32 protein-coding genes, 1 tRNA gene and 1 pseudogene are annotated in these 26,648 nt (G+C 58.0%); 14 read left to right on the top strand and 20 right to left on the bottom strand.

Features of this window, described 5'->3' with window-relative positions; translation table 11 throughout:
- Nucleotides 1–590: 590 nt before the first annotated feature.
- Nucleotides 591–1,018, top strand: a pseudogene (locus ACQRBT_RS18395) (tyrosine-type recombinase/integrase); the annotation flags it as partial.
- Between the two features lie 79 nt (nt 1,019–1,097).
- Here the strand turns inward: ACQRBT_RS18395 and ACQRBT_RS18390 are convergent.
- The 9 genes from ACQRBT_RS18390 to thrS all read right to left on the bottom strand — a co-directional run bounded on the left by ACQRBT_RS18390 (nt 1,098) and on the right by thrS (nt 8,554).
- Nucleotides 1,098–1,174 (bottom strand) — tRNA-Pro (locus ACQRBT_RS18390).
- A gap of 90 nt (nt 1,175–1,264) precedes the next feature.
- On the bottom strand, nt 1,265–1,621 hold the full coding sequence (locus ACQRBT_RS18385; RefSeq protein WP_003174972.1) for a MerR family transcriptional regulator: 357 nt from the start codon (nt 1,619–1,621) through the stop codon (nt 1,265–1,267).
- Nucleotides 1,602–1,904, bottom strand: a complete 303-nt coding sequence (ihfA, locus tag ACQRBT_RS18380) for an integration host factor subunit alpha (RefSeq protein WP_002553164.1) — start codon at nt 1,902–1,904, stop codon at nt 1,602–1,604. Before ihfA ends, ACQRBT_RS18385 begins: the two co-directional genes overlap by 20 nt.
- A 3-nt stretch (nt 1,905–1,907) precedes the next feature.
- The gene (pheT, locus tag ACQRBT_RS18375; protein WP_104994306.1) at nt 1,908–4,286 is read right to left on the bottom strand and encodes a phenylalanine--tRNA ligase subunit beta; all 2,379 of its coding nucleotides are present in this window, start codon (nt 4,284–4,286) and stop codon (nt 1,908–1,910) included.
- 26 nt (nt 4,287–4,312) lie between these two features.
- Nucleotides 4,313–5,329, bottom strand: a complete 1,017-nt coding sequence (gene pheS, locus ACQRBT_RS18370) for a phenylalanine--tRNA ligase subunit alpha (protein ID WP_034099107.1) — start codon at nt 5,327–5,329, stop codon at nt 4,313–4,315.
- A 109-nt stretch (nt 5,330–5,438) separates the two neighbouring features.
- Nucleotides 5,439–5,795: a 50S ribosomal protein L20 gene (rplT, locus tag ACQRBT_RS18365; RefSeq protein WP_003174975.1), complete on the bottom strand. Its 357-nt coding sequence runs from the start codon at nt 5,793–5,795 to the stop codon at nt 5,439–5,441.
- 30 nt (nt 5,796–5,825) lie between these two features.
- Complete coding sequence (rpmI, locus tag ACQRBT_RS18360; RefSeq protein WP_002553160.1) at nt 5,826–6,020, bottom strand: 50S ribosomal protein L35; 195 nt, start codon at nt 6,018–6,020, stop codon at nt 5,826–5,828.
- A 60-nt stretch (nt 6,021–6,080) separates the two neighbouring features.
- Entirely contained in the window at nt 6,081–6,632 is a 552-nt protein-coding gene (gene infC / locus ACQRBT_RS18355; RefSeq protein ID WP_174554058.1) for a translation initiation factor IF-3, read from the bottom strand.
- On the bottom strand, nt 6,632–8,554 hold the full coding sequence (gene thrS, locus ACQRBT_RS18350) for a threonine--tRNA ligase (protein ID WP_412046325.1): 1,923 nt from the start codon (nt 8,552–8,554) through the stop codon (nt 6,632–6,634). Before thrS ends, infC begins: the two co-directional genes overlap by 1 nt.
- A gap of 365 nt (nt 8,555–8,919) precedes the next feature.
- Here thrS and ACQRBT_RS18345 point away from each other — a divergent pair, with 365 nt between their 5' ends.
- Both ACQRBT_RS18345 and ACQRBT_RS18340 read left to right on the top strand, forming a co-directional pair.
- The gene (locus tag ACQRBT_RS18345; RefSeq protein WP_081087091.1) at nt 8,920–9,234 is read left to right on the top strand and encodes a hypothetical protein; all 315 of its coding nucleotides are present in this window, start codon (nt 8,920–8,922) and stop codon (nt 9,232–9,234) included.
- 289 nt (nt 9,235–9,523) lie between these two features.
- Entirely contained in the window at nt 9,524–9,736 is a 213-nt protein-coding gene (locus ACQRBT_RS18340) for a cold-shock protein (protein ID WP_003234260.1), read from the top strand.
- Between the two features lie 70 nt (nt 9,737–9,806).
- On the opposite strand, the gene ACQRBT_RS18335 is transcribed toward ACQRBT_RS18340, so the two are convergent.
- Both ACQRBT_RS18335 and ACQRBT_RS18330 read right to left on the bottom strand, forming a co-directional pair.
- Complete coding sequence (locus ACQRBT_RS18335) at nt 9,807–10,127, bottom strand: I78 family peptidase inhibitor (protein WP_090369850.1); 321 nt, start codon at nt 10,125–10,127, stop codon at nt 9,807–9,809.
- A 144-nt stretch (nt 10,128–10,271) separates the two neighbouring features.
- Nucleotides 10,272–10,577 (bottom strand): hypothetical protein, encoded by a 306-nt coding sequence (locus ACQRBT_RS18330; RefSeq protein ID WP_060756903.1) that lies wholly within the window; start codon nt 10,575–10,577, stop codon nt 10,272–10,274.
- Between the two features lie 156 nt (nt 10,578–10,733).
- Between ACQRBT_RS18330 and ACQRBT_RS18325 the strand changes: the two genes are divergently transcribed.
- Nucleotides 10,734–10,940, top strand: a complete 207-nt coding sequence (locus ACQRBT_RS18325) for a hypothetical protein (RefSeq protein WP_060756904.1) — start codon at nt 10,734–10,736, stop codon at nt 10,938–10,940.
- A 35-nt stretch (nt 10,941–10,975) separates the two neighbouring features.
- On the opposite strand, the gene ACQRBT_RS18320 is transcribed toward ACQRBT_RS18325, so the two are convergent.
- Genes ACQRBT_RS18320 through ACQRBT_RS18290 form a run of 7 tightly spaced genes read right to left on the bottom strand, consistent with a single transcriptional unit; the run spans nt 10,976 to nt 17,933 of the window.
- Nucleotides 10,976–11,992, bottom strand: a complete 1,017-nt coding sequence (locus ACQRBT_RS18320) for a nucleoside hydrolase (RefSeq protein WP_205343516.1) — start codon at nt 11,990–11,992, stop codon at nt 10,976–10,978.
- Nucleotides 11,993–12,020: 28 nt separating this feature from the next.
- Nucleotides 12,021–12,425, bottom strand: a complete 405-nt coding sequence (gene rbsD, locus ACQRBT_RS18315) for a D-ribose pyranase (RefSeq protein WP_060756906.1) — start codon at nt 12,423–12,425, stop codon at nt 12,021–12,023.
- Complete coding sequence (rbsK, locus tag ACQRBT_RS18310; RefSeq protein WP_104994310.1) at nt 12,422–13,339, bottom strand: ribokinase; 918 nt, start codon at nt 13,337–13,339, stop codon at nt 12,422–12,424. Before rbsK ends, rbsD begins: the two co-directional genes overlap by 4 nt.
- Nucleotides 13,340–13,362: 23 nt before the next feature.
- Nucleotides 13,363–14,385 carry a LacI family DNA-binding transcriptional regulator gene (locus tag ACQRBT_RS18305; RefSeq protein ID WP_060756908.1) on the bottom strand — a complete coding sequence of 341 codons (1,023 nt, stop codon included), beginning with the start codon at nt 14,383–14,385 and terminating at the stop codon, nt 13,363–13,365.
- 3 nt (nt 14,386–14,388) lie between these two features.
- Nucleotides 14,389–15,366 (bottom strand): ABC transporter permease, encoded by a 978-nt coding sequence (locus ACQRBT_RS18300; protein WP_060756909.1) that lies wholly within the window; start codon nt 15,364–15,366, stop codon nt 14,389–14,391.
- Nucleotides 15,363–16,916, bottom strand: a complete 1,554-nt coding sequence (locus ACQRBT_RS18295; RefSeq protein ID WP_060756910.1) for a sugar ABC transporter ATP-binding protein — start codon at nt 16,914–16,916, stop codon at nt 15,363–15,365. The genes ACQRBT_RS18300 and ACQRBT_RS18295 overlap by 4 nt, the downstream gene beginning before the upstream one ends.
- 57 nt (nt 16,917–16,973) lie before the next feature.
- A complete protein-coding gene (locus ACQRBT_RS18290; RefSeq protein WP_244385440.1) occupies nt 16,974–17,933 on the bottom strand; it encodes a sugar ABC transporter substrate-binding protein in 960 nt (319 codons plus the stop codon).
- A gap of 558 nt (nt 17,934–18,491) precedes the next feature.
- Here ACQRBT_RS18290 and ACQRBT_RS18285 point away from each other — a divergent pair.
- The 4 genes from ACQRBT_RS18285 to ACQRBT_RS18270 all read left to right on the top strand — a co-directional run bounded on the left by ACQRBT_RS18285 (nt 18,492) and on the right by ACQRBT_RS18270 (nt 21,576).
- Entirely contained in the window at nt 18,492–19,580 is a 1,089-nt protein-coding gene (locus ACQRBT_RS18285; protein ID WP_090369838.1) for an asparaginase, read from the top strand.
- Nucleotides 19,581–19,855: 275 nt separating this feature from the next.
- Nucleotides 19,856–20,518 (top strand): helix-turn-helix transcriptional regulator, encoded by a 663-nt coding sequence (locus ACQRBT_RS18280; protein WP_104994311.1) that lies wholly within the window; start codon nt 19,856–19,858, stop codon nt 20,516–20,518.
- An 82-nt stretch (nt 20,519–20,600) separates the two neighbouring features.
- Nucleotides 20,601–20,882: a DUF1654 domain-containing protein gene (locus ACQRBT_RS18275; RefSeq protein ID WP_244699763.1), complete on the top strand. Its 282-nt coding sequence runs from the start codon at nt 20,601–20,603 to the stop codon at nt 20,880–20,882.
- Nucleotides 20,883–20,886: 4 nt separating this feature from the next.
- Complete coding sequence (locus ACQRBT_RS18270; RefSeq protein ID WP_412046326.1) at nt 20,887–21,576, top strand: endonuclease; 690 nt, start codon at nt 20,887–20,889, stop codon at nt 21,574–21,576.
- A gap of 31 nt (nt 21,577–21,607) precedes the next feature.
- Here ACQRBT_RS18270 and ACQRBT_RS18265 read toward each other — a convergent pair whose 3' ends face one another.
- The gene (locus tag ACQRBT_RS18265; RefSeq protein WP_060755765.1) at nt 21,608–21,973 is read right to left on the bottom strand and encodes an SPOR domain-containing protein; all 366 of its coding nucleotides are present in this window, start codon (nt 21,971–21,973) and stop codon (nt 21,608–21,610) included.
- Between the two features lie 262 nt (nt 21,974–22,235).
- Between ACQRBT_RS18265 and csrA the strand changes: the two genes are divergently transcribed.
- From csrA to ACQRBT_RS18250, 3 genes are all read left to right on the top strand, one after another.
- Entirely contained in the window at nt 22,236–22,430 is a 195-nt protein-coding gene (csrA, locus tag ACQRBT_RS18260) for a carbon storage regulator CsrA (RefSeq protein ID WP_060755766.1), read from the top strand.
- Nucleotides 22,431–22,643: 213 nt separating this feature from the next.
- Nucleotides 22,644–22,907: a hypothetical protein gene (locus ACQRBT_RS18255; RefSeq protein WP_060755767.1), complete on the top strand. Its 264-nt coding sequence runs from the start codon at nt 22,644–22,646 to the stop codon at nt 22,905–22,907.
- Between the two features lie 91 nt (nt 22,908–22,998).
- Nucleotides 22,999–23,295, top strand: a complete 297-nt coding sequence (locus tag ACQRBT_RS18250; protein ID WP_104994313.1) for a hypothetical protein — start codon at nt 22,999–23,001, stop codon at nt 23,293–23,295.
- 19 nt (nt 23,296–23,314) lie between these two features.
- On the opposite strand, the gene ACQRBT_RS18245 is transcribed toward ACQRBT_RS18250, so the two are convergent.
- Nucleotides 23,315–23,992, bottom strand: coding sequence for an HAD family hydrolase (locus ACQRBT_RS18245; RefSeq protein ID WP_412046327.1), 678 nt, complete (start codon nt 23,990–23,992; stop codon nt 23,315–23,317).
- A 280-nt stretch (nt 23,993–24,272) separates the two neighbouring features.
- Here ACQRBT_RS18245 and ACQRBT_RS18240 point away from each other — a divergent pair, with 280 nt between their 5' ends.
- The 3 genes from ACQRBT_RS18240 to ACQRBT_RS18230 are packed head-to-tail and all read left to right on the top strand — an operon-like array spanning nt 24,273 to nt 26,644.
- Nucleotides 24,273–24,533 (top strand): DUF2790 domain-containing protein, encoded by a 261-nt coding sequence (locus ACQRBT_RS18240; protein ID WP_198762124.1) that lies wholly within the window; start codon nt 24,273–24,275, stop codon nt 24,531–24,533.
- A 42-nt stretch (nt 24,534–24,575) separates the two neighbouring features.
- Nucleotides 24,576–25,247 carry a heavy metal response regulator transcription factor gene (locus ACQRBT_RS18235; protein ID WP_412046328.1) on the top strand — a complete coding sequence of 224 codons (672 nt, stop codon included), beginning with the start codon at nt 24,576–24,578 and terminating at the stop codon, nt 25,245–25,247.
- On the top strand, nt 25,244–26,644 hold the full coding sequence (locus ACQRBT_RS18230; RefSeq protein WP_412046329.1) for a heavy metal sensor histidine kinase: 1,401 nt from the start codon (nt 25,244–25,246) through the stop codon (nt 26,642–26,644). Before ACQRBT_RS18235 ends, ACQRBT_RS18230 begins: the two co-directional genes overlap by 4 nt.
- Nucleotides 26,645–26,648 lie beyond the last annotated feature (4 nt).

The following is a 26,648-nucleotide window of genomic DNA, read 5'->3' as shown; positions in this document are numbered from 1 at the left end:
CCAGAAATAGTTGTACAACAACCTAGACCACGTACAACTTTTGAAAATTCCCTCCCCCTTCAAAGTCAGCCGCTATAGCAGGAACAGTCATGTCTGAAGAAAGCGTCTTGATCCAGCGGGCTGCCGTAGAGCGTGACAAGGACGGCTAGTGGTATCACCCCCGATATTCCAAGCTTCGGCGGTGGCGAAGACCCTGCGCCATACACTCAATGGACGAAAACACAAGGCCTTGAGTTGAAGGGATGGCATATAGATAGCGATCTGGATGGCCACCCATACGAATACGGAGCGGCTCACTATAATGGCTGGAACCCCGAATCACCTGGGCCTGAGTGGTTCCTGATGGGGATCTTCGATACGGAGGACGGTCCGTACGCCCAGTGGGCGCGCCGGGTGAAGCTATGATCGCCACCCCTGGTTCGCCTACGTCTTCATCTACAGGGGCCAAGGCAATGACACAGACAATGCAGGATCAGTTCGAGCAGGCATTCAGCGACGATAACGGCAAGATGCCGGTGGCATTCATCAAACTGCAGCGCCTGGGCGACAGCTACAGCGTGCCGCGCGTTGCCCGAGCTTGGTACTGGTTCAAGCGCCCGCGGGAAACCCTGGTGGTGCTGAATAGCGTGGCTAGGTCGATCATTGAAAAGCAGCGCGGTATCAGCAAAGAATGGGTTTTCCATACAACGGAACCGCGATGCACCGTATGAACGACTCGGCCTGGAAGAAGGCACGGGTGAGAGCGGCGAAACTCTGGCAGGAGGAATACCTTCGCCCCGCTCACCCTGGGTATGCATCCATAAGGACCCATGATCTCAAACACACGTTTGGCCGCCGACTGCGCGCAGCGGGCGTAACCGAGGAAGACCGCAAGGCACTGTTTGGACACAAGAACGGCAGCATCACCAGTCACTACTCGGGCGCTGAGCTCGGGCATCTGATCGAAGCTGCGAACATGGTATCAGCAACCGATTCGCGAGGACCGGTCCTGACAATTTTGAAGAGGAAGCAGGCGTGAAAATTGGACAAGTCACCCAAATGTCACGCACATGAAAAAGGCCGACGCTGTGAACATTGGCCTAAGTCATTGAAATATATGGTCGGGACGGAGTGATTCGAACACTCGACCCCTAGCACCCCATGCTAGTGCGCTACCGGACTGCGCTACGCCCCGACTAGGCGTGTTACTGGGTTCGCTTCGCAACGAAGCGATGAGGAATATACCGCAAGCTTTTGAAATGTGGAAGTATTTTAAAAGCCGGAATTATTTCTTCAAAACCACCAGCACATCTTCGAGTTCGGAGATCATCTGGCGGATCAGTTGCTTGTATTGGGTAGTGTCGTCTTTGGCTTCATCACCGGACATGCGCTGACGCGCGCCGCTGATGGTGAACCCCTGGTCGTACAGCAACGCACGGATCTGTCGGATCATCAGCACGTCCTGGCGCTGATAATACCGACGGTTCCCGGTGCGTTTGACGGGGTTGAGTTGAGGAAACTCCTGCTCCCAATAGCGCAACACGTGCGGTTTTACCGCACAGAGTTCGCTGACTTCACCAATGGTGAAGTAGCGTTTGCCTGGGATGACGGGTAGCTCGTCGTTATGACTTGGTTCCAGCATAAGCCTCAACTCGGGCCTTCAACTTCTGCCCTGGACGAAAGGTGACCACACGGCGAGCCGTGATCGGGATTTCTTCTCCCGTTTTTGGATTGCGGCCAGGCCGCTGGCGTTTGTCCCGCAGGTCAAAATTGCCGAAACCGGACAGCTTGACCTGCTCATTGTCTTCCAGAGCGTGCCTGATTTCTTCAAAAAACAGCTCGACCAATTCCTTGGCCTCGCGCTTGTTCAGACCCAGCTCTTCGTACAGACGTTCCGCCATCTCAGCTTTCGTCAAAGCCCCCATACGTCACTTCCTTAACGTGGCGTTCAACCTTTGTTCGAGCGAGGTGAGGATATTTTGTGTCGTGGTATTCACCTCATCGTCATTAAGAGTGCGCGATGGATGCTGCCAGGTCAAGCCAACTGCAAGGCTTTTTCTATGCGGATCAATGCCTTTACCCTGATAGACGTCAAATAGCCTGAGGTCTGTCAGCCATTCCCCTGCATTTTCACGGATTACATCCAGAACGGCAGTGGCGGCGACTTCACGGTCAGCGATCAGGGCCAGGTCGCGACGCACTTCAGGAAAGCGCGACAACTCGCTGAATTTAGGCATTTTGCCCGAAGCCACTTCAGCCAGGACCAGCTCGAACACGAAGACCGGACGATCAAGGCCCAGGGTTTTCGACAGCTCGGGGTGAATGGCACCCAGGAAGCCGACCAGGCGCCCTTCTCGCTCGATGCGCGCGGTCTGGCCTGGGTGCAACGCCGGGTGGCTGCCTGGCACGAACGTAAAGTCGCCCAGTGCACCGGCGAAGCCCAATACCGCTTCCACATCAGCTTTAACGTCGAAGAAGTCCACGGCATCGCGGCCTTGCGCCCAGCCTTCCGGCAAGCGACTACCGCAGACGACACCGGCCAGCATCGGCTCTTGCTTCAGCCCGTCCAGTTGCCCCACAAACCGCAAGCCGCTTTCAAACATGCGCACGCGATCTTGCTGACGGTTCAGGTTGTGCGAAAGTGCTTTCACCAGACCCGGCCACAGCGACGAACGCATGGCCGCCATGTCGTTGGAGATCGGGTTTGCCAGCAGCAGCGGTTCAACACCTGGGTTGAACAGTTCGAACTGTTTCGGATCGATGAAGCTGTAGGTCACCGCCTCCTGATAGCCACGGGCGACCAGCAGACGACGCAGCTCAGGCAGGTGCGCACGCGCCTCGGCCTTGGGTTGTGGCGCCAGGCGTGCTTGCGGATAACGAACCGGCAAGCGGTTGTAACCGTACAGGCGGGCCAGTTCTTCGATCAGGTCAACTTCCAGGCTGATATCGAAGCGATGGCTCGGCACTTCAACGCGCCACTGGCCTTCCCCACTAGAGGAAATGCCCAGGCCGAGGGCCGACAACAGTTGCTCGATTTCAGCGGGGTCAATGACCAGGCCAAGCATCTGTTCAACGCTTTTGGCACGCAGGGTGATCGGCGCAACGGACGGCAGGTGCTGCTCACTGACGGTTTCAGTGATCGGACCGGCTTCGCCACCGGTGATTTCCAGCAGCAGGCCAGTAGCACGCTCCATGGCTTCACGGGCCAGCTTCCAGTCCACGCCACGCTCGTAGCGATGCGAAGCGTCGGTGTGCAGGCCGTAGGAACGCGCCTTGCCAGCGATAGCAATCTGATCGAAGAACGCGCTTTCCAGGAAAACATCGCGAGTGGTCGCAGATACGCCGCTGTGCTCGCCCCCCATCACGCCGGCAATCGCCAGGGCGCGGGAATGGTCAGCGATGACCAGGGTATCGGCGCGCAGGGCAACTTCCTGGCCGTCGAGCAGAACCAGCTTTTCGCCTTCCTCAGCCATGCGTACGCGGATACCACCGTTGATTTCGGCGAGATCGAAGGCGTGCAGCGGCTGGCCCAACTCCAGCATCACGTAGTTGGTGATGTCGACGGCAGCATCAATACTGCGCACGTCGGCACGGCGCAGACGCTCAACCATCCACAACGGGGTTGGCTTGGACAGGTCGACGTTACGGACCACGCGCCCCAGGTAACGTGGGCAAGCGTTTGGCGCCAGCACTTCAATGGAGCGCACTTCGTCGTGCACTGCCGCTACCGGGGTCACAACCGGGCGCGTGACGGGTGCGTTGTACAACGCGCCGACTTCACGCGCCAGGCCCGCCAGGGACAGGCAGTCGCCACGGTTCGGAGTCAGGTCGACCTCGATGCTGGCATCTTCCAGCTCCAGGTAAACGCGGATGTCCTGGCCCACCGGCGCATCAGCCGGCAGCTCCATCAGGCCATCATTGCCCTCGCCCACCTGCAGTTCAGCCTGGGAGCACAGCATGCCGTTGGACTCGACACCGCGCAGTTTGGCCTTCTTGATCTTGAAGTCGCCGGGCAATTGAGCACCGATCATCGCGAACGGAATCTTCAGGCCCGGGCGCACATTCGGTGCCCCGCACACGACCTGGAAGGTTTCGGCGCCATTGCTGACCTGGCACACACGCAATTTATCGGCGTCGGGATGCTGCTCGGTGCTCAACACCTCGCCCACCACCACGCCGCTGAAAACACCGGCGGCCGGCGTCACACTATCGACCTCAAGGCCGGCCATCGACAGACGGGCAACCAGCTCGTCGCGATCTACCTGCGGGCTTACCCAGCCACGCAGCCATTGTTCACTGAATTTCATCCTGCTCTCCTAAAGATTCGTTACGACTAGCGAAATTGCGCGAGGAACCGCAAGTCGTTGTCGAAGAACAGACGCAAGTCGTTCACGCCGTAACGCAGCATGGCCAGACGCTCAACGCCCATGCCGAAGGCAAAGCCCGAGAACTCTTCCGGGTCGATCCCGGACATACGCAGCACGTTAGGGTGCACCATGCCGCAGCCCATCACTTCCAGCCAGCCGGTCTGCTTGCAGACGCGGCAGCCTTTGCCGCTGCACATCACGCATTCCATATCAACTTCGGCGGATGGCTCTGTGAACGGGAAGAACGAAGGACGGAAGCGCACCGCCAGCTCTTTCTCGAAGAACACCCGCAGGAACTCTTCGATAGTGCCTTTGAGGTCGGCGAAATTGATGTCGCGATCGACCAGCAGGCCTTCGACCTGGTGGAACATCGGCGAGTGGGTGATATCCGAGTCGCTACGGTACACACGGCCTGGGCAGACGATGCGGATCGGCGGTTTGTTCGCTTCCATGGTGCGGACCTGTACCGGCGAGGTATGGGTGCGCAACAGCATGTTCGCGTTGAAATAGAAGGTGTCGTGCATCGACCGGGCCGGGTGATGGCCTGGGATGTTGAGCGCCTCGAAGTTGTGATAGTCGTCTTCGACCTCAGGACCTTCGGCAATGCCGTAGCCGATATGGGTGAAGAACTGTTCGATACGTTCCAGAGTCCGGGTGATCGGATGCAGACCGCCCGAGGCCTGGCCACGGCCAGGCAAGGTTACGTCAATGGACTCGGCCGCGAGCTTGGCTGCAAGGTCAGCCTCTTCGAGCGACGCCTTGCGCGCATTGAGAACCTCTGTGACACGCTCCTTGGCGACGTTGATCAGCGCACCGACTTGTGGGCGCTCTTCAGCCGGCAAATTTCCCAGGGTCTTCATCACCTGAGTCAATTCACCCTTCTTGCCAAGGTAGTGAACCCGGATTTGCTCCAGGGCATTGATATCTTCAGCGCTTTGCACAGCCTCAAGAGCTTGAGCGACGAGCGCGTCCAGGTTTTCCATGTACAGACTCCAGATACAAAATAGGGGAAGAGCTTGAAGGCTCTTCCCCTATTTAAGACGTTTACCACCTTGGGCTGCAGGAGCAGCCCAGGGTGACTGTCGGGGGTACTTAAGCCAAGGTGGCTTTAGCTTTCTCGACAATCGCAGCAAACACCGCTTTTTCGTTCACGGCCAGTTCAGCCAGAACCTTACGGTCGATTTCGATGGACGCTTTTTTCAGGCCAGCGATGAAACGGCTGTAGGACAGACCGTTAACACGAGCACCAGCATTGATACGAGCGATCCACAGAGCGCGGAACTGACGTTTTTTCTGACGACGGTCACGGTAGGCGTATTGGCCTGCCTTGATTACCGCTTGCTTGGCAACACGGAATACGCGTGAACGCGCGCCGTAGTAGCCTTTAGCAAGTTTCAGAATTTTTTTGTGACGCTTACGGGCAATGACGCCACGCTTTACACGAGCCATGAGTTACTTCCTCTATTCTTGATCCAAAAATTAACGAAGGCGCAGCATGCGCTCGACTTTTGCCACGTCAGACGGATGCAGCAAGCTGCTACCGCGCAGTTGACGCTTACGCTTGGTCGACATTTTGGTCAGGATGTGGCTCTTGAAAGCGTGCTTGTGCTTGATACCGTTAGCAGTTTTCAGAAACCGCTTAGCAGCACCACTTTTAGTCTTCATCTTTGGCATGTTCGGATACTCCGCATTCAGTTGATAAACATAATCAGAAGGCCTGCCGTGCCCTGTTGATTACTTCTTCTTTTTCGGGGCGATGACCATGATCAGCTGGCGTCCTTCCATCTTAGGATGCTGTTCGACCGAACCGTACTCGAGCAGGTCTTGTTCAACCCGCTTGAGGAGTTCCATCCCCAGCTCCTGGTGGGCCATCTCACGGCCGCGGAATCGCAAGGATACCTTGGCCCTGTCCCCATCACTCAGGAAACGTACCAGGTTGCGCAGTTTTACCTGGTAATCCCCTTCCTCCGTCCCTGGACGAAACTTGATTTCTTTTACTTGAATCTGCTTCTGGTTCTTCTTCGCCGCAGCAATCTGCTTCTTCTTTTCGAAGATCGACTTGCCGTAGTCCATCACCCGGCAAACAGGCGGGACTGCGTCGGCGGAGATTTCCACCAGGTCCAATTTGGACTCTTCAGCGATACGAAGCGCTTCATCAATCGAGACGATGCCAATCTGCTCGCCGTCAGCGCCAATTAACCGAACCTCGCGTGCCGAGATATTCTCGTTGATCGGGGCTTTCGGTGCAGCTCGTTTATCTTGTCTCATTTCACGCTTAATAATAATTACTCCGAATCTGGGCGACCACGCCGGGAAACCGCTTGCGCGAGGAACTCAGCGAACTGGGCGACAGGCATCGAGCCCAGGTCAGCACCTTCACGAGTACGCACAGCGACAGTCTGCATCTCGACTTCCCTGTCTCCAATAACCAAAAGATAGGGAACCTTGAGCAAGGTATGCTCGCGGATTTTAAAGCCGATCTTTTCATTTCTCAAGTCGGACTTGGCACGAAACCCGCTTTCGTTGAGAGTTTTTTCAACTTCAGCGGCAAAATCTGCCTGTTTATCAGTGATATTCATGATCACTGCCTGGGTCGGAGCAAGCCACGCCGGGAACGCACCCTCGTAGTGCTCGATCAGGATCCCGACGAACCGTTCGAACGAACCGAGGATCGCTCGGTGCAACATAACCGGGTGTTTACGGCTGTTGTCTTCGGAGACGTATTCGGCGCCCAGACGGATCGGCAGGTTAAAATCGAGCTGCAGGGTACCACACTGCCAGACGCGACCAAGGCAATCTTTCAGCGAGAACTCGATCTTCGGACCGTAGAACGCGCCCTCACCCGGCTGCAGATCGTACGCAAGCCCCGCACTATCGAGCGCTGCGGCCAGTGCCGACTCTGCGCGATCCCACAGCTCGTCGGAACCGACGCGTTTTTCCGGACGAGTGGACAGTTTCATCTCGACTTCGGTAAAGCCGAAATCGCGATAAACTTCCATGGTCAACTTGATGAACGCGGCGGATTCGGCCTGCATCTGCTCTTCGGTGCAGAAGATATGCGCGTCATCCTGAGTGAAGCCGCGCACACGCATGATGCCGTGCAGCGCACCCGAGGGCTCGTTACGGTGGCAGGCACCAAACTCGGCCAGGCGCATCGGCAGCTCGCGGTAGCTCTTCAGGCCCTGGTTGAACACCTGCACGTGGCAAGGGCAGTTCATCGGCTTGATGGCGTAGTCGCGGTTTTCCGACTGGGTGGTGAACATGTTGTCGGCATAGTTGGCCCAGTGCCCGGATTTCTCCCACAGGCTGCGGTCAACCACCTGAGGCGTCTTGATCTCCAGGTAGCCGTTTTCGCGCTGGACCTTGCGCATGTACTGTTCAAGCACCTGATACAGAGTCCAGCCGTTCGGGTGCCAGAACACCATGCCCGGCGCTTCTTCCTGGAGGTGGAACAGGTTCAGGCGCTTGCCGATCTTGCGGTGATCGCGTTTTTCGGCTTCTTCGATGCGCTGGATGTAGGCTGCCAGCTGCTTCTTGTCAGCCCACGCAGTGCCGTAGATCCGCTGCAGCTGCTCGTTCTTCGCATCACCACGCCAGTAGGCGCCGGACAACTTGGTCAGCTTGAACGACTTCAGGAAGCGCGTGTTCGGCACATGCGGACCGCGGCACATGTCGACGTATTCTTCGTGGTAGTACAGGCCCATGGCCTGCTCGTCCGGCATGTCTTCGACCAGGCGCAGCTTGTAGTCTTCGCCACGGGCAGTGAATACGTCGATCACTTCGGCGCGCGGCGTGACCTTCTTGATCACGTCGTAATCTTTTTCAATCAGCGCATGCATGCGCTGCTCGATGGCCGCGAGGTCGTCCGGAGTAAAAGGACGCTCGTAGGCGATATCGTAATAGAAGCCTTCGTCGATGACCGGGCCGATGACCATCTTCGCGGTCGGATACAGTTGCTTGACCGCATGGCCAATCAAGTGTGCGCAAGAGTGGCGAATGATCTCCAGCCCCTCTTGATCCTTGGGCGTGATGATTTGCAGGCTGGCATCGCGGGTGATCAGGTCGCTGGCGTCAACCAGCTTGCCGTCGACCTTGCCGGCCACGGTGGCCTTGGCAAGGCCCGCACCAATGGATGCGGCGACCTCGGCTACGGAAACCGAATGATCGAATGAACGTTGACTGCCGTCGGGAAGAGTAATAGTTGGCATGGCGCCTCCTCTCCTAGTGGTGACCCCTACCAAAGGTCACGTGGGTTGGGATGAGCCAGTACAAGATCCAACACCAGGCCGTTCAGTGATGAACGCCTGCCTTACAGCGGCAGGAGCCTTTCGGCCAACCGATAATCGAACCAGAGTGACTGGAGTGAGCTAAAAAGACATGGCGAGGCGGCAAATGACGCGCCTTGGAATAGCCAGGAGGCGGATGCTAGCACAGATGAACGGTCATCGTGCTGGCACCTCTTCATGCAATAGCAAATTCCAGGCTTTATGGTCGCGAAAGTGAACTTGAGCTGTACGCTACCCCTCAAACCCACTGAGAATTGCCGTTCGTCCTCAAACCCCAGGAGCATTTCATGATGCGTTTTACCTCCAGCCTCGCCCTCGCTGCCTCCCTGACCCTCCTTTCGCTCGGTGCGCAGGCAGCAGCCCCCTCGAACTGGCCAGCGGGCGCACGGGACAGCTTTATTAATGACTGCAGCGCGGCAGCCAGCCAAAACGTGGATGCCAAAACCGCAAAGACTCACTGCGAATGCGGCGCTGACAAGATCAACGCAGAATTGAGCACCGCCGAAATCAAGGAACTCATGACCAACCAGAACGCCAGCCCGGAGCTTAAAAACAAAGCCGTCGCGGCAATTTCGTCCTGCAAAGTCGTGAAGAAAAAGTAAGATTTTCCACTGACACCACTGCTTTGCGCTGAGCAAAACAGCCCAAAAACTGCCATTTCTCACAAAATACGCAGCTTTTACGGCTTTTTTTATCAGTTGATATTTCGAGCCAAAGCCCCGTAGATCGGGGCTTTCAGCCGATCCAAACCCGCAATGCAGCGCTATTGATGAGCAAACAGTGCCTTGGGGGGGCTCCCAAGTCGAACATTTCGACTATGATAGCTCGGTGTGCCCAGTTGGCCTGAGCAGCACAGTACTACTGAAAATATATGTTTCTTGGAGATACACCATGTCTAATCGCCAAACCGGCACCGTTAAATGGTTCAACGATGAAAAAGGCTTCGGCTTCATCACTCCTCAAGGTGGCGGTGACGACCTGTTCGTACACTTCAAAGCTATCGAAAGCGACGGTTTCAAAAGCCTGAAAGAAGGCCAAACCGTTTCCTTCGTGGCTGAGAAAGGCCAAAAGGGTATGCAAGCTGCACAAGTTCGCGGCGAGTAATTCCCCGCTGAGCTAAAAAAACCCCGTCCATGTGATGGGGTTTTTTATGGGCGCTATAAAAGAGGCGCTATCAGCCGCAATTGACCCGCGTGATCACCAGGTTGTCGTCGGTGTTCAGGTTCAAGCGGTCGGAGCGATACTCCAGCGTGATCATATCGTTGGGCTTGAGGATACGTGCGTTCTGCGCGCCGGCACGCGTACGCGCCTGCTCCAGCAGTTGCGGCGAGGCTTTCTGGCCGATCGCGAACTCGGCGGCCTTCGACTCACAGCGGCTATGACCGGCATCGGTCACGGTGGCATCTTTGCCTGGCTCAGAGGCACCCGGGGTGCTGCAACCCGCCAACGCGAGTGCTGCCAACAAAGTACCGAATGATGCGAGCTTCCAAGGCATGAAGCCTCCTATGATAAAAAATGGACAGAGATCGTGCGACAGCAGTCAAGGCGATTGGTTTCAAGACGTTAACCGCCTGCGCGCAAGTCTGCCTGACTCACGGCCGGCAGGCGCCCGGTCAATCGTGACTAGATATGAACGTATTCAGTAGATGTCGATGTAGTCAGACGCTGGTTTTGGCCAGTTCTGTTTGAGCGCGTTGAAAATCTGCATGACCCAGACTTCATCGCTGGCCGCCACGATGCCGACATAGCCGGACCCTTTGGCCCAGGTCTCCAGGCGAAACAGCAGGCCATCAACCTCAGCCCCTCCGACCACCCCTGACGAAATGTAGGCGATGCCCGCCTTGCTGACCCGCAATTGGGTATGTTCATCGTCACTGGCGCTGCCAAGCAGTTGGCGCACAGCCTCCAGCGTAAGGTTATCGGGCTTGTTCAAATCGATTTGCACGCGCAGTTTCCCGGCCGTTAAACAGGGCGCCAGTGTCGCACAGCCCCCTCCCTCATGCCTAAGTAGCAGTGCCAAATGCCCCGCAAAATGCTTAACTGCGCCCGCTGGAACCGCTTTCCAGTGCATTGCCTCGTATTTTCAGCCCGTGAGATTTCCATGACCACCGTAACGCTCCAAGCCGATATCAAAGCCAAATGGCCCCAAGGCCAAAGCTCCTACAGCCCTGGAAGCGCTGAAGAACTGGCGATCATTGGTATCGACCTGCTGGTCAAGGAACTGGGCACACAGGCGGCACAAGCGTTCATCGGCCAGGTATTCGAGAAATACCCGGCCGACTACATGGGGGCGCAAACGCGCGATTAAGGACCGGACGACGAACGTCGACCGGGTCAAGCACCCTACTTCAGACGCGCCAGGCGCTCGGTCAGCAGATCGAAAAAGCCCTGGGCGTCGCCGTTCTCGACCCAGAACACATTCTTCGGCTGCTTGAGGCCATCGTACCAGTCGACGATGGTCTGGCCGAAGGTGGGGCCCTCACGGCTGTCTACGACCATATTGGCCTCGCGACCGCTGAACAGCGAAGGCTTGAGCAGGTACGCCACCACGGTAGCATCATGGACCGGACCACCCGGAATCCCGTAGTGCTCCATATCGCCTTTGACATACTCATTCAGAATGGCGCTGACCACCTTGCTCGCGTTGTTATTCAGGTCGGCAATCTTTTTAAGGCGGGCGTCGCTGGTGAGGACCTTATGAGTCACGTCCAGCGGCAGGTAAGTCAGCTTCACACCACTTTTGAGCACAATCTCAGCCGCGACCGGATCGGCGAACAGGTTGAACTCGGCCACGGGCGTAATATTACCGCCATTGAAATGCGCGCCGCCCATCACAACGACTTCCTTGATGCCCTGGGTGATTTCCGGCGCCTGGGTCAACGCCAGCGCCAGGTTGGTCTGTGGGCCAAGCATGGCGATGGTGATGCTGTGCGGCGCGGCGCTGCTCAGGGTCTTGATCAGGTAGTCAACGGCGTTACCTTCGGCCAGGCCCTTCTTGGGCTCATGCACGGTGACGCCGGAAATCCCTTCTTTGCCATGAATATTCTCTGCGTAGATCGGTGTGCGCAGCAGCGGTTTTGGCGCACCTGCGTACACCGGAATATCTTCGCGCCCTGCCCACTCACGCGCCAGGCGCGCATTGCGAGAGGTCTTGTCCAGGCGCACATTACCGGCGACGGTGGTCAGCGCACGAATCTTCAACTCCTCCGGCGAGGCCATGGCAAACAGCAACGCCACCACATCATCGGCCCCAGGGTCGGTGTCGATGATCAGGTCGATTTTTTCCGCCGCTTGGGCGCTTGCAGCAGTGAGCGCGGACAAAAGCAGAACACTCCGGAAAAGGTTTTTCAGGGTATGCATAAAACACTCCTTGTCATAAGGGGGGACGCTAGAACGTTACGCCGGACACCAGCGCGATATTGCAATAAGGTTGGCACTCGCCCGTGCGCACGACCGCGCGGGCATTGCGGCTCAGTTGCTTGAATTGGTCATGGCTGAGTAGGCGCCTTTCACCCAGCGCCGCCTGCTCTGCGAGCGCATCAAGCTCGCCCAGTGCAGGCGGTTGTTTAAGCAGGATTTCCTCCGCCAGCACGTGGCTTTCAACCTGCATTTCGCTCAGCACGATGCGCAAGGTGCTGATGAAATCCGGAATACCCTGGGTCAGCGCCAGGTCGATCAGCTCCACGCCGGGAGGCACCGGCAGACCCGCATCACCGATAACCAGGATGTCACCATGGCCCAGCGATGCGATGACCCGCGACAGGGCGATATTCAGCAAAGGTGTCTTTTTCATGAGGGCACAAAACCTTGTACGTCTTGCAGTGTAGGAATGGATGGCTGAGCACCGGCACGGGTCACTGACAACGCCGCCGCCACCTGGCCGAAACGGATCGCCTCGGCCTCGCTCTTGCCTGCGGCCAGCGCGGCGGCAAAGCCACCGACAAAGGTATCGCCAGCGGCCGTGGTATCGACCGCCTTGACCTTCGGCGCCACCCACTGTTCGAAGCCTTTGCCGTCGGCAAACAGTGCTCCCTGGGCGCCAAGGGTGATGATGACCTTGCCCGCCCCCGCCTTGATCAGCGCGGTCGCGGCGACCTTGGCGCTGTCGAGCGAGTCGACCGTCACACCGCTGAGGGCAGTGGCCTCACTTTCATTGGGGATCAGGTAATCGATCGAGTGATACCACTCGGCAGGCAACGGTGCGCTCGCCGGGGCGGGGTTGAGAATGACTGTCTTGCCCAGCTCACGCCCCCGCTTGAGTGCCTGCCCAACGGTATCCATCGGCACCTCAAGCTGACAGATGATCACATCTGCCGCCTGTAACACCGCGTCGCAGCTTTTCAGAGACGCTGGCGTCAACTGGTCGTTGCTGCCCGCCACAATCACAATGGCGTTCTGGCTGCTGTCATCCACCACGATCAACGCCACACCGCTGGAGCCTTCCACGGCACTGACCGCCTGGCAATCGACCCCCTCCACCAGCAGCGCTTCCCGCAATTGGCTGCCGTAGGCGTCAGTGCCGACGCAACCGACCATCGCGACATCCGCGCCCAGACGGGCCGATGCGACGGCCTGGTTCGCGCCCTTGCCGCCGGGAACGGTGGAAAACGTCTGGCCGATCAGGGTTTCACCGGCACGTGGCAAACGACTGGCGCGGGTGACCAGGTCCATGTTCAAGCTGCCTATTACCACTACTTTTGCTGGCATACATCAGTACTCATCAATTCGGTTCAGCGGTATTGGGCGAACACATCGGCCAATGGCGCGGTCGACTCACGCAAAACAATGCTGGGCGTCACGATGCGTTGATCGATCGGCAGTTGGGGGGTTGCTATTCGTTGCAGTAATAATTCGGCCGCCGTCTCGCCCAATTGCAGGATCGACTGCCCGACCGTCGTCAGCGCGGGGTAGACATAGCGCCCCATCTGAATGTCATCGAAACCGATCACCGACAGCTCGCCCGGCACACGCAGATTGCGCTCCGCGGCGGCGCGCAGCACGCCAAAACCAATCATATCGTTGCTGGCGAAAATCGCACTGGGCGGGTTTCCCGACAACAACTGCACGGCTGCGGCATAACCTCCGGTGCTGGTGAAGTCACTTTCCAGGATACGGCTGGCCGACACTTCGACCCCCGCCTCGCGCAACGCGCGCTGGTAACCCGCCAGACGCATCTGTGCTACCCGGGTATGCACCGGGCCACCGATACAGGCGATGTCCCGATGCCCCAGTTCCAGCAGGTGGCGGGTGGCGAGATAAGCGCCCTCTTCGTGATCGATGCGTACCAGATCGACATCAATGCCATCCAGCGCCCGGTCGACAATCACCATGGGCGTGCGCACCGCACTCAAGCCGGCGGCAAGACCACTGTCATCGCCGCCCACAGACGTCACGATCAAGCCGTCGACGCGTTTTTCCAGCAACACGCGCAAATAACTGCGCTGTTTTTCAGCGTCGTCGTCGGAGTTGCAGAGAATCACGCAGTAGCCATTGCGCTCGCAGTAATCCTCGATGCCACGCGCCAGCTCCGCAAAGTACGGGTTGAGGCTATTGGGCACCAGCAAGCCAATGGTGGCCGTGGTCTTGGCCTTGAGCGAGCGCGCAACGGCGCTGGGCACGTAGTCCAACTGCTTGATCGCCGCCTCGACTTTGACGCGTACCGGCTCGCTGACCGGGCGCGTCTTGTTCACCACATGGGACACCGTGGTATAGGAAATACCCGCAAGCGCCGCCACATCCTTGATCGTTGCCATGGTTCAGCCCCGCCGACTGGCGCGCTGGCTGCGATAGGTATCGAGGACCACGGCAATCACAATGACAGCACCGGTAATGATGCGTTTAGTGGGTTCCGTAGCACCGATCTGCGCAAGGCCAGCCGCCAGCACCGAAATAATCAACACCCCGAAAAAGGTACTGATGACCGAACCGCGCCCACCCATCAGGCTGGTACCGCCGATCACCACAGCGGCGATCACTTGCAGCTCCAGGCCGGAACCGGCGTTCGGGTCTGCCGCTTCAAGGCGCGAGATCTGGAACAACGCCGCAACACCGGCCAACAAGCCCATCAGGCTGAATACCAGGATTTTGTAGGGCTTGGGATTGATCCCCGCCAGACGCACAGCCTCCTCGTTTGTGCCGATACCAATGAGGTAGCGACCGAATACCGTTCGGGTCAACACCAGTTGCGCCGCGATGATCACCAGCAACGCAATGATGAACGACGGAGAAATACCAAAGGCAATCGGGTTGGATAACCAGGCAAACGAGTCACCGATGTAAGCGGTGCGCGAGCCGGTCATCTGATAGGCCACGCCCCGCGCCATTTCCAGCACACCGAGCGAGACGATGAACGACGGAATCCGCCAGGCCACGGTGATCGAGCCGGTGATAGTGCCGGCCAGCGCCGCGCAACCCATGCCGAGTATGGCGGCCGGCAACACGCTCCAGCCCCAGCCGAGAATCGCCACGCTGACCGCCGATGCGGCCAACGCCAGCACCGAGCCCACCGACAGGTCGATACCGCCGATGATCAGGATGAAGGTCATGCCCACCGCCAGCACCATCAGGTCCGGAATCTGGTTGGCCAGGGTGCTGAAGGTGTCATAGGACAGGAAGTGGTCGCTGAGCACCGAGAACAGCGCAATCATCGCCAGCAAGGCACCGGCCAGGCCCAGGTAGGTACCCAGGCCGTAGAAGTTACCGCCGGTTTTGCCGGGGGAAGTTATTGTTTTCATGGGGTATCCCTAAGCACTGCGTCGTTGAGCAGCGCATCACGTTTTTGATAGCCGGCAAAGGCGGCGGCAAGCAGTTCGTCCTGGGTCCAGCTGTCGCGCTCGAAGGTTTCGATCAGGCGTCCGGCGGAGAGCACGCCGATCCGATCACAGATCAGCATCAGCTCTCGCAGATCGCTGGACACCACCACCAGCGCCTTGCCCTGGCGAGTCAGCTCGCCCAGCAAGGCATAGATGTCGAACTTGGCACCAACGTCGATGCCACGGGTCGGTTCGTCGAACAGCATCACCGCACAATCGCGCTCCAGCCAGCGACCAATCACGACTTTCTGCTGGTTGCCACCCGACAGCTCGCTGACCAATTGCGCCGGGCTGGAGCTGCGGATGCGCATGGCATCTACCTGACGCTTGGCCAAGGCGGTTTCGTCACGGTTGTTCACCACGCCACCACCGGAAATCTTGGGCATGTTGCCCAGCGCGATGTTGGCACTGATGGATTGGGTCAGCAGCAAACCTTCACCTTTGCGGTCCTCGGTGATCAAGGCAATCCCATGCCCCACCGCGTCCACTGGCGAACGAATGCTCACTACCTGGGCAGGCGAGCCCAGGGCAATGGTGCCGCTGTCGGCCAGATCAGCACCAAAGATCAGGCGCAACAGCTCGGTGCGGCCGGCGCCGATCAAGCCGGAGATGCCATAGATTTCGCCGGCGCGCACTTCAAAGGACACATCGCGAACCTTGTCCGAACGGGTCAGCCCTTTCACGGTCAGGGCGGGACCACCAATGGTCCGCGGGCCCAGGTCAATCTGCTCACCCAACTCACGGCCCACCATCAGGGTGACCAGTTGCTCGCTGTTGTAGTTGGCCATCGGCTCGACGCAGACCAGCTTGCCATCACGCAGTACCGCAATGCGCTGGGCAACACGGGCCAGCTCCTCGAGCCGGTGCGAGATGTAGATGATCGCCACGCCGCGAGCCTGCAAGCGGGTGATTTGCTCGAACAGCATCTCGACTTCACGCGCGGTGAGCATGGCCGTGGGCTCGTCGAGGATCAGCACATGGCAATCGCCGATCAGGTTGCGCGCAATCTCGACCATTTGTTGATGCCCGATACCCAGGCTGCCGACGAGGGTGTCCGGGTCGATGGCGTCCAGGCCAACCTGGGCCATGGCTTCGATTGCGGCCGTGCGCAGTTGCTTGCGGCTGATCCAGCCGCACCGGCTGGGCAGGTTATCCAGGAACAGGTTTTCGGCCACGGTCAGCGTCGGCAGCAAGTTGAGTTCCTGCATGACCATGCGCACGCCCAGCTCTTCGGCCTGGGTACGGCTGGCCGGGCGGTAATCCTGACCGTTGAACTGCATGTGCCCGGTGGTCGGCGTGACCAAGCCGCCGATAATCTTCGACAGCGTGCTTTTACCTGCACCGTTTTCACCGGTCAGCGCCAGCACTTCCCCGCGATTAAGCGTCAGGGTGATGTCGGCCAGAACCGGTTGGGCATAGGTTTTGCCGATACCGCTGACCGAGAGGACAGCGTTCGGGGCGGAAGATGACATAGGAAAATCTCCAGGCGCCCGCTCAGGACGAGCGGACGCTGTTGGGTACTGCCAGGATTACTTCTTGAGGACGAGTTCGACAGGGGTTTCGATCACGCCGTCTTTGGCATCGACTTTCTCACCCTTGACCAGCTTGAGCGCGTTCTGGATACCGAACACGGCTTGCTGGGCAGCAGCCTGGTCGGCGGTCGCAAGTACACGGCCGTCTTGCAGCATCGGCTTGATGGCTTCGATGTTGTCATAGCCGACCACCTGCACTTTGCCAGTCTTGCCTGCGGCACGTACGGCAGACACAGCGCCCAGCGCCATGTTGTCATTGCCGGCCAGCAGTGCCTTGAGGTCTGGGTGTTCGCTCAACATGGCGGACGCCACTTTCTGGCCCTGGTCGATTTCCCAGTTGCCGGACTGGGTGGAAACGATCTTCATACCGGCAGCGTCCATCGCATCCTTGAAGCCTGCGGTGCGCTGCTGGGCATTGGTGGTGGTGGGTACGCCTTCGATGATCGCGACTTTGTCACCCGAGGTCAGGTGCTTGGCCAGGTAATCGCCTACCAGCTTGGCGCCTTTGCGGTTGTCCGGGCCTACGAACGGAATGTCGAGGTTTTTGCTTTTCAGGACGTCAGGGTCCAGGCGGTTATCAATGTTGACGACCTTGATGCCCGCGTCCGAAGCCTTCTTCAGCACGGTAACCAGCGCCTTGGAGTCGGCAGGAGCAATCACGATGGCGTTAACCTTGGCGAGGATCATCTGGTTGACGATATCGATCTGCGCGCTGGTATCGGTTTCGTTCTTGATGCCGTTGGTGATCATGTCGAAGTCGGCGGCGTGGGCTTTCTGGTAGTCCTTGGCACCGTCCTGCATCGTGACGAAAAACTCATTGGCGAGGGACTTCATGACCAGGCCGACCTTGGGTTTGAGGGCGGCATCATCGGCAAATGCAGAGGAGAGAGGCAGGGCAGCGGATGCGGCGGCAAGCACAGCGACAGCAAGAAGGCGTCCAGCAAATGGCAGCTTCATGGGTTCACTCCGATCTTATGATTATTGTGAGCAACGCTTGCACCGAAACCCTCTTCGGCAGCCGCCCCACCCGGGGGGCTGAAACGAGCGGTCACGACACACCAGAAGCGCTTCGTGAAACATCTCGCAAACGTTTGCGTTATTCAAACTATGAGAACCTTGTCGAGGTTTGTCAACGGGGTAATCCGTCTTTCATCCAAGGTCCTCAGCGCCGCAGATGCGCACCCTGAGATGTGTTTGAACATCGACTCACCAGGTCCTGCGCCGAAACGACAGGCTGTGACACCAAGGTCATGCAGGAGCCAGGAATATTCCGTCATCTTTTTCGGACAACCGAACGAAATACCCGCGCACTGTTCGGAAAGCCGGACAAGCGTCCTTTTCGCACCGTCAGAAAGTCAAATTAAGTTGTTTTAAATCAATACGTTAATTTATATCCCTGCGCACAATCCGCCTGGTACAAATCCTGCTCTTTCTCAGCACCCGAGGCGTTCAGAGTCGCCCGGGTGTTCTGGATGAAACTGCCACCGCACTCATCAAAAACCAGAGAGAAAAATAATGAAATCTGCATTGAAGAACTTTGTTCCGGGCGCCCTCGCCCTTCTGCTGCTGTTCCCTGTTGCCGCCCACGCAAAAGAAGTTGAAACCAAGACCAAACTGTCCAACGTGGTGATCCTCGCCACCGGCGGTACCATCGCCGGCGCTGGCGCCAGTGCCGCCAACAGCGCCACCTATCAGGCAGCCAAAGTCGGCATCGAACAACTGATCGCCGGCGTTCCCGAGCTCTCCCAGATCGCCAACGTGCGTGGCGAACAAGTGATGCAGATCGCCTCCGAAAGCATCAACAACGAAAACCTGCTGCAACTGGGCCGCCGCGTGGCCGAACTGGCCGACAGCAAGGACGTTGACGGCATCGTGATCACCCACGGTACCGACACCCTTGAAGAAACCGCCTACTTCCTGAACCTGGTGGAAAAAACCGACAAGCCAATCGTGGTGGTCGGCTCCATGCGCCCAGGTACCGCGATGTCCGCGGACGGCATGCTTAACCTGTACAACGCCGTGGCCGTGGCCGGCAGCAAAGATGCGCGTGGCAAGGGCGTGCTGGTGACCATGAACGACGAGATCCAATCGGGTCGCGACGTCAGCAAAATGATCAACATCAAAACCGAAGCGTTCAAGAGCCCATGGGGCCCGCTGGGCATGGTAGTGGAAGGCAAATCCTACTGGTTCCGCCTGCCAGCCAAACGTCACACCATGGATTCGGAATTCGACATCAAGACCATCAAGAGCCTGCCTGACGTTGAAATTGCCTACGGCTACGGCAACGTAAGCGATACCGCCTACAAAGCATTGGCCCAAGCTGGCGCCAAGGCCATCATCCACGCCGGTACGGGTAATGGTTCGGTATCGTCCAAGGTCGTGCCAGCGCTGGTGGAACTGCGCAAGCAAGGCGTGCAGATCATTCGCTCCTCCCACGTCAACGCCGGCGGCATGGTGCTGCGTAACGCCGAACAGCCGGACGACAAATACGACTGGGTCGCCGCCCTTGACCTGAACCCACAGAAAGCCCGCATCCTGGCAATGGTTGCCCTGACCAAGACCCAGGACAGCAAGGAACTGCAACGGATGTTCTGGGAATACTGATTCCTGGAGACACTGCGGTAGAGGCAGATTTATCTGCCTCTACCCACTCGTAGCCCCCGCGATAAAAGCCCCCCGCCCTACCCCAAAAACCAGCCCCACCGACAGTATCGGAATGACGCTTTCATAACGTCAGCTGCCTATTGTTTCCTCAGTGTCTAAGTGCTCGTTGAGCATCCATACGTTTTTCCCACAGCTACCAAGAGCGCAGGCTTGAAGCCTGCCGCGGGAGATGCCTTAATAAGCAAGCTAACAGTTTCAATATTATTGAGCCCACAATGACGTATGCAAACAAAAGCCTGGATAACTCGACTTCGCGCTCATCCGAACATCTCTTGAGACACCTTAAAACCCACGGCACATGCAGTACGGCGGATTTGTCAAAGGTGCTGGGGGTGACATCCGAAGCAGTGCGCCAACAAATGGTCAAGTTGGTCGAACAAGGCTTGGTCGATAGCGTGGTCGCACGTTCAGGCGTTGGTCGCCCCAAACAGCTGTGGCAATTGACTGACTCCGGTCATGCGCGATTTCCCGATACGCACGCCCAACTCACCGTGCAAATCATCGAGTCGGTAACGCAGTTGTTTGGGCAGGTGGGCATAGATAAAGTCATCGAACTACGCGGCTCGCAACAATTAGCCGAGTATCAAGCGCAACTGGCATCGGCGAGTTCCTTGGCCGAACGCGTCAAGCGACTGGCCGATGCGCGAGATGCGGAAGGCTATATGGCACGGGTTGAAAGCGATGGTGATGATTTTTTATTGATCGAGGACCATTGCCCGATTTGCGCCGCCGCAACCAAATGCCAAGGATTCTGCGCATCAGAACTGTCGCAATTTCAAATGCTGATGCAGGGCTGGGGCCAGGTGACGCGCGAAGAGCATTTACTGCGTGGCGGTCGCCGCTGCGTGTACCGCATCCGTAAATTGGCCGACCGATAGACCACTGGAACCTTGAATACCCCGCCTTCCAGAACCTCTTGAATTTTAAGTAGTTGCGAAAACGCCCACAGTTAAATACTGTATGTGCGTACAGCCTACCAAGGAATTCTCTGTGGCAAAGTCTTCTTCCGCAGCGCCCACATCGCCAGACGCCTACGAACGCCTGGCGCTGCGCGTGCAAAAAATCATCAATTCAACCAACGCCCAAAAAGCCAAGGCAGCGTTGATCTTCCGTCTGCCGGATGAGCCTGTGGATGAGTGGGAGCGCCTGCTGGAAGAGATCGCCGAAAACGATAACGTCACCCTCGCCTATCGGGATGACGGTGGCGTGCAGATTTTCTGGGTTGTGCCGAAGGAAGATTGATTGAATGAGTGTCCGTTTTATCGCTGTGTGCTGCCTGTTTTTTGCCCTCACCGCCAACGCCCAAGCCCCTCGCACCTTCAGCGAAGCCAAGAAAATCGCCTGGAAGCTCTACGCTCCGCAATCCACCGAATTTTATTGCGGCTGCAAATACACCGGTAACCGGGTGGACCTGAAAGCCTGTGGTTACATCCCACGCAAAAATTCCAACCGCGCCGCGCGTATTGAGTGGGAACACATTGTACCGGCCTGGCAAATTGGGCATCAGCGCCAATGCTGGCAAAATGGAGGGAGAAAAAACTGCACGCGCCACGATGATGTGTTCAAGCGGGCCGAGGCGGACCTGCACAACCTGGTGCCGAGTATCGGCGAAGTGAATGGCGACCGTAACAACTTCAGCTTCGGCTGGCTGCCAGTGCAAAGCGGGCAATACGGCTCATGCCTGACCCAAGTGGACTTCAAGGCCAAGAAGGTCATGCCACGACCGTCGATTCGCGGAATGATCGCACGCACGTATTTTTATATGAGCAAACAATACGGGTTACGCCTGTCAAAACAGGATCGCCAGCTGTACGAAGCCTGGAACAAGACCTATCCGGCACAGACCTGGGAGCGCCAGCGCAATCAGACAGTTGCCTGCGTGATGGGCCGCGGCAATGAATTTGTGGGCCCGGTGAACTTGAAAGCCTGCAGTTGAACGTGGGCGGTATTCCCGCCCAGCCCGCCTACTATTGCGCGGCCTTGTGCTCGATGACTTGCGACTCGGTGTCGTTCTTCTTGGCGCGGGCCAGCTTTTCAGTCAGCAGTGCCTGCTTGGCTTCGGCCTCAGCTTTGCTGGCGAACGGCCCCAGAAACACCTCGTCCTTACCGTCCACTTTCACAATATAAAAACTGAAGCCGTGTTCCAGCAACCACGCGGTCAGGTCGGTGATCGCCTGCAGTTTGTGATCCGGCGGGCCTACCCACACATCCCATTCCTGAGCGGCAATCGCGCCGGTTTGTGGCTGGCTTTCGGTCACGGCAGGCTTGGCCTTGGGGGCATCGACAGGTTTGCCTTCACCGCAACCGGTCAATGCCAACACCGCAATCGCCATCGCTACTTTACGCACTGCCCTGCTCCTTTGAGGATAAAGAGGCAACTTTACCATTCACTGTCTATTCTGGCCGTCATAAACGTTGGCTTAAACAATGCGAATGATGTACCGCAGACCTGTATGATGCCGCCATGGGAATTAATGTCGCCTCTATGCGTCCTAAAAGAGGCAGTCACAGGGAAGCGCTTAGCAGTAAGCTACACACATCTGACACCTACCCTGTCTGGAACATGTGTCCTTAAAAGTAATCAAGGAGAAGTCCATGCTTATACTCACCCGCAAAGTCGGTGAAAGCATAAACATCGGTGATAACATTACGATCACCATCCTGGGCGTCAGCGGCCAGCAAGTTCGAATCGGCATCAACGCTCCCAAAGACGTCGCCGTGCATCGTGAGGAGATTTATCAGCGCATCCAGGCCGGCCTCACTGCGCCGGACAAAAACCAGACGCCTTGAAGCGCCCCGAGTAGCCAGCCTTTTCGTTCACAGTGACGGCTGGCGAAAACCCATTCAGCCTGCTCGCGTATGCTTACGCGTTCAGCGCGCCTCCTGCATTTCCCTCGCGGTGAGATAAAACTGTCATAAAGCCTGGAACTTGCGGCGTTATTCGTAGCCGAACCTTCTGACAATCACCCTGCCATCTGTCTGTGTGCATTCAGGAGCACGTCGATGAGGCATCGAGCAACACAGCCGCTTATTTCCAGATCCTGGATGATCACCCTGTTGATAGGGCTGATTTTCCTGGCTGCCGGATATGGCCTGAGGTTCGAAATTGACCGCGTCAGCGATCCCGGCACTCACTCTTCGCTGGACCTGGCGTTACTGCTCTGTGGCTACTTGCTGGTGTTTTGCATCAGGCCGATCCAAAAGACTGTTTTGCGCAAGTTGTGCCAACGCGCGGCCCATCGTGAGTATCGAAAAACCATACGCTGACGTTGCCACGCTATCAGATTGCCGGTATTTACAGACCCACAGTAGCACCTATGCTTGGGCTGGCGCGGACAGTGAAAGGTGCTAAAAGCCGATGGACACCCTCAGCAAATCTCAAATCGAACAAGCGCTGGCGGCACGCCTGCCCAGCTACACGGTGACCTGCACGCTGCATGCTGACGGCACCCTGTCAGCCATTCTCAGCGGCCCGGAAACCGACCACTTTGCGATTACCGGAATCGTGCGCGCGCACTATCGCGGCACTGAAGCCATTGCCCGGCTCGCCAACGAGATACTCAGGGAAATGGTGCTCTCGCGCCAGGGCATGAGAAGCAGCCGGTTACAAGCATCAACCGATCCCGCCTTGTGTGAAGACCACCGAGACCGATAACCGACTCGGTGTGTTCAGATCACTTTGCCAACCGCCTCAAGGACAACCAGCCGTCAGCATCGTACAGGGCCTGTAATCCCTCATACCCTGTTATGCAAGCATGCGCTGTCGCCAGGGGCGTGAGATGCGTCGAGGTGACCACCATCACATCTGCTCCCGCAGCCTCCCCCGCTCGAATCCCTACCGCAGCATCCTCGAACACCAGGCAGTCCTGCACCGGCACGCCCAGGCGCTGCGCACCGAGCACATAACAGGCGGGGTCAGGTTTACCGCGCGCGACATCTTCAGCCGTCACCAATACCACCGGCGCAGCAATGCCCGCTGCCTCCAACCGACGCAATGCCAACGCCTTGGGTGCAGAGGTCACCAGCGCCCATCGATCACCTGGCAAGCTGTTCAGAAACTCGACTGCACCGGGAATCGCCACAACACCCTGGACATCGTCGATTTCAGCCGCGGTGATCCACTGCGCTTCGACCTGCGGATCAATGCCCGGTAACGCCTGGCGGGTGATGGTATCGATGGCCCTGGCACCATGGATCGTGGCGAGGAACGCCTCGACATCCAAGCCATGCCGCGTCGCCCAGCGGCTCCACACACGTTCGGCAGCGGCAATGGAATTGAGCAGGGTCCCATCCATATCGAACAGAAAGGCACGGTAGCGCTGGGTCAATACGGAGGGGCCTGGAGCGGACACTGCTGGTTTTCCTTCTATTGGCGAACATTGGCTGACCCCGATGCAATCTACGGATCACGCCATTGCATCGCAACCTCGGAATAACGCGGCAGGCCGCCCATCCCCCCGGCCTGAAACGCTCCCCGCCCCAAAAATCACCTCTCTGATCCTAGAAACCTTCGGGCCTCAGGCACTTCATTACAAACTTGTCATGATTCTGTTGGTTGGCTGTTCGGGGTGCCTGGTTACCGTGAACTCACTGCCGGAACCTGGCAGCCATCCCTTGGAAAGAGACACCATCATGAAACTGTTGACCCTCGGCTTTGCCACCTTGCTCGCCACCGGTTCGGCATTCGCCGCCGACACAGCCCCTGCAACAAACGTGATCCACGACAAAACCGGCTTCTTCGTTCACCTGGACATCGACAAAGTGTTATCGAGCACCGACACCTACGGTGTGTGCGGCATTGTCCCCGCTCGTCTCAACTACCTGGACCATCAGGGCCGCGAACACGTACTCGACTACCAGGTGCAAGGCATCGGTTGTGCCAGTGAGAATTGATCGGGCTACACTTGCGCCACACATCGAACCAAGGCACCTGCCATGAATATCCTCGTAGTCGAAGACGAACCCAAGGCCGGCAACTACCTGCTCAACGGACTGCGGGAGTTGGGTTACTCGGTGAGCCTCGCCCGTGACGGTGTCGATGGACTGCATCAAGCGCTGGAAGCGGCATTCGATGTGATCGTGCTGGATGTGATGATGCCGAAAATGGACGGTTGGGAAGTGCTGCGCCGCCTGCGCAAGGAAGCCGATACGCCGGTGCTGTTTCTCACCGCCCGCGATGACATTGCCGACCGTATCAAGGGACTGGAGCTGGGCGCCGATGACTATCTGATCAAGCCCTTCTCGTTCGCCGAGCTGGTGGCGCGCCTGCGCACCCTGACCCGCCGCGGCCCCAGTCGCGAAGAAGAACAGCTGCAAATCGCCGACCTGCAAATTGACGTCCTGAAACGCCGTGTCACCCGTGCCGGTACGCGCATTACGCTGACCAATAAAGAGTTTGCCCTGCTGCACCTGTTCGCGACTCATCAAGACCAGGTGTTATCACGCTCGATGATTGCCTCGCGGGTGTGGGACATGAACTTCGACAGTGACACCAACGTGGTGGACGTTGCCGTACGGCGCCTGCGCTTGAAAATCGATGATCCGTTCCAGCTCAAGCTGATTCACAGCGTGCGGGGCATCGGCTACCGCTTCGATACCCAGCCATGAGCAACCGTCGCCATTATTCATTGACCCTGCGCCTGGCGCTGATCTTCGCCTTGCTCGCCTTCGCCCTGCTCGCCACATTAGGCGTGGCGCTTTACCGCGAGCTGGAACGTGAACTGATCAAGCGTGACGACGCTTCGCTGATCTATCGCGCCGACCAACTGCGCAAACTACTCAACGACAGCAACACCCTGGACCTGATCAAGACCAAGCCGGAGCTGTTCCAGAACATGCTGGGCAACAGCGAATCGGTGCTGAGCATCGCAGCACCTGGCCAGAAGCCTTTGTTGCTGGTCAACCCAGGAAACATTAAAATACCGTCCGTGCCCCCGGCGCCCAAAGACCGCGAGCTGGGCTTCGCCGACGTGCACCATCTGCCCGGTGTAAATGGCGTGCCCTTCGCCACCGTCGCTGCGTCGATCGACTCGGGAGACCTTGGCAGCCTGCAGGTCACCACCGGGCGTCTGATGACCGAACGCACCAGCATGCTCGCCAGCTATCGCTTGAACGTGTTTATCCTGGCAAGCATCGCCGCGATCATCCTCGCGGTGGTGGGTTACCTGCTCGTGCACCGTGGCCTGCTGCCGTTACGTCGCCTGGCCCGGCACACTCAAGGGATCGGCGTGGGCAACCTGGCCGAACGGCTCGATAGCCACGGCACGCCGAAAGAACTGCTGCCCATGATCGATGCGTTCAACACCATGCTCGAACGGCTGGCTAAAGGCTTTGTGCAGTTGGGCCAGGTGTCTACCGATATGGCGCATGAACTGCGTACACCGATCAACAACTTGCTGGGAGAAACCCAGGTGGCCCTGCAACAAGGCCGCAGTATTGAAAGCTATCAACAACTGCTGGCCTCCAATGTAGAAGAGCTTGAGCGCCTGGCACGGATGCTCGACAACATGCTGTTCCTAGCCCGCACCGACCCCGCCAGCGCGCTGCGCCAACGTCAGGAGTTGAGCGCGGCGGATGAAGTGGAACGCATCGCGGATTACTTCGAAGGGCTGGCCGGTGATGTGCACATGCCCATTTTTGCCTCGGGCGAAGGGGTGATCTGGGCTGAACCGATGCTGCTGCGGCGTGCCTTGGCGAACCTGTGCGCCAACGCCATCAAGTACGGCGCGCCGGGTTCGGAACTGAGCATCCAGGCGATCCCTGATGACGCGGGTATCCATCTGAAAGTGAGCAACCACGGCCAGACCATTCCCGCCGAGCATCTGCCACGCTTGTTCGAACGGTTTTACCGGGTGGATGAATCCCGCGAACGGTCGTCCCAGTCCAACGGACTGGGGCTGTCGATCGTGGCAACCATCATGCACTTGCATAACGGGCGATACCGCGTGAGCAGTGAAGATGGCGTGACGTGCTTTGAGTTGTTTTTCCCAGGCCGTGAGGTCTGAGGGA

This window comes from Pseudomonas sp. R19M, assembly GCF_050312585.1.
GTDB classification, from domain to species: Bacteria; Pseudomonadota; Gammaproteobacteria; order Pseudomonadales; family Pseudomonadaceae; genus Aquipseudomonas; species Aquipseudomonas palleroniana.
The sequence above is the reverse complement of the archived record's forward strand: the minus strand, read 5'-3'. Positions and strand labels throughout refer to the sequence as shown.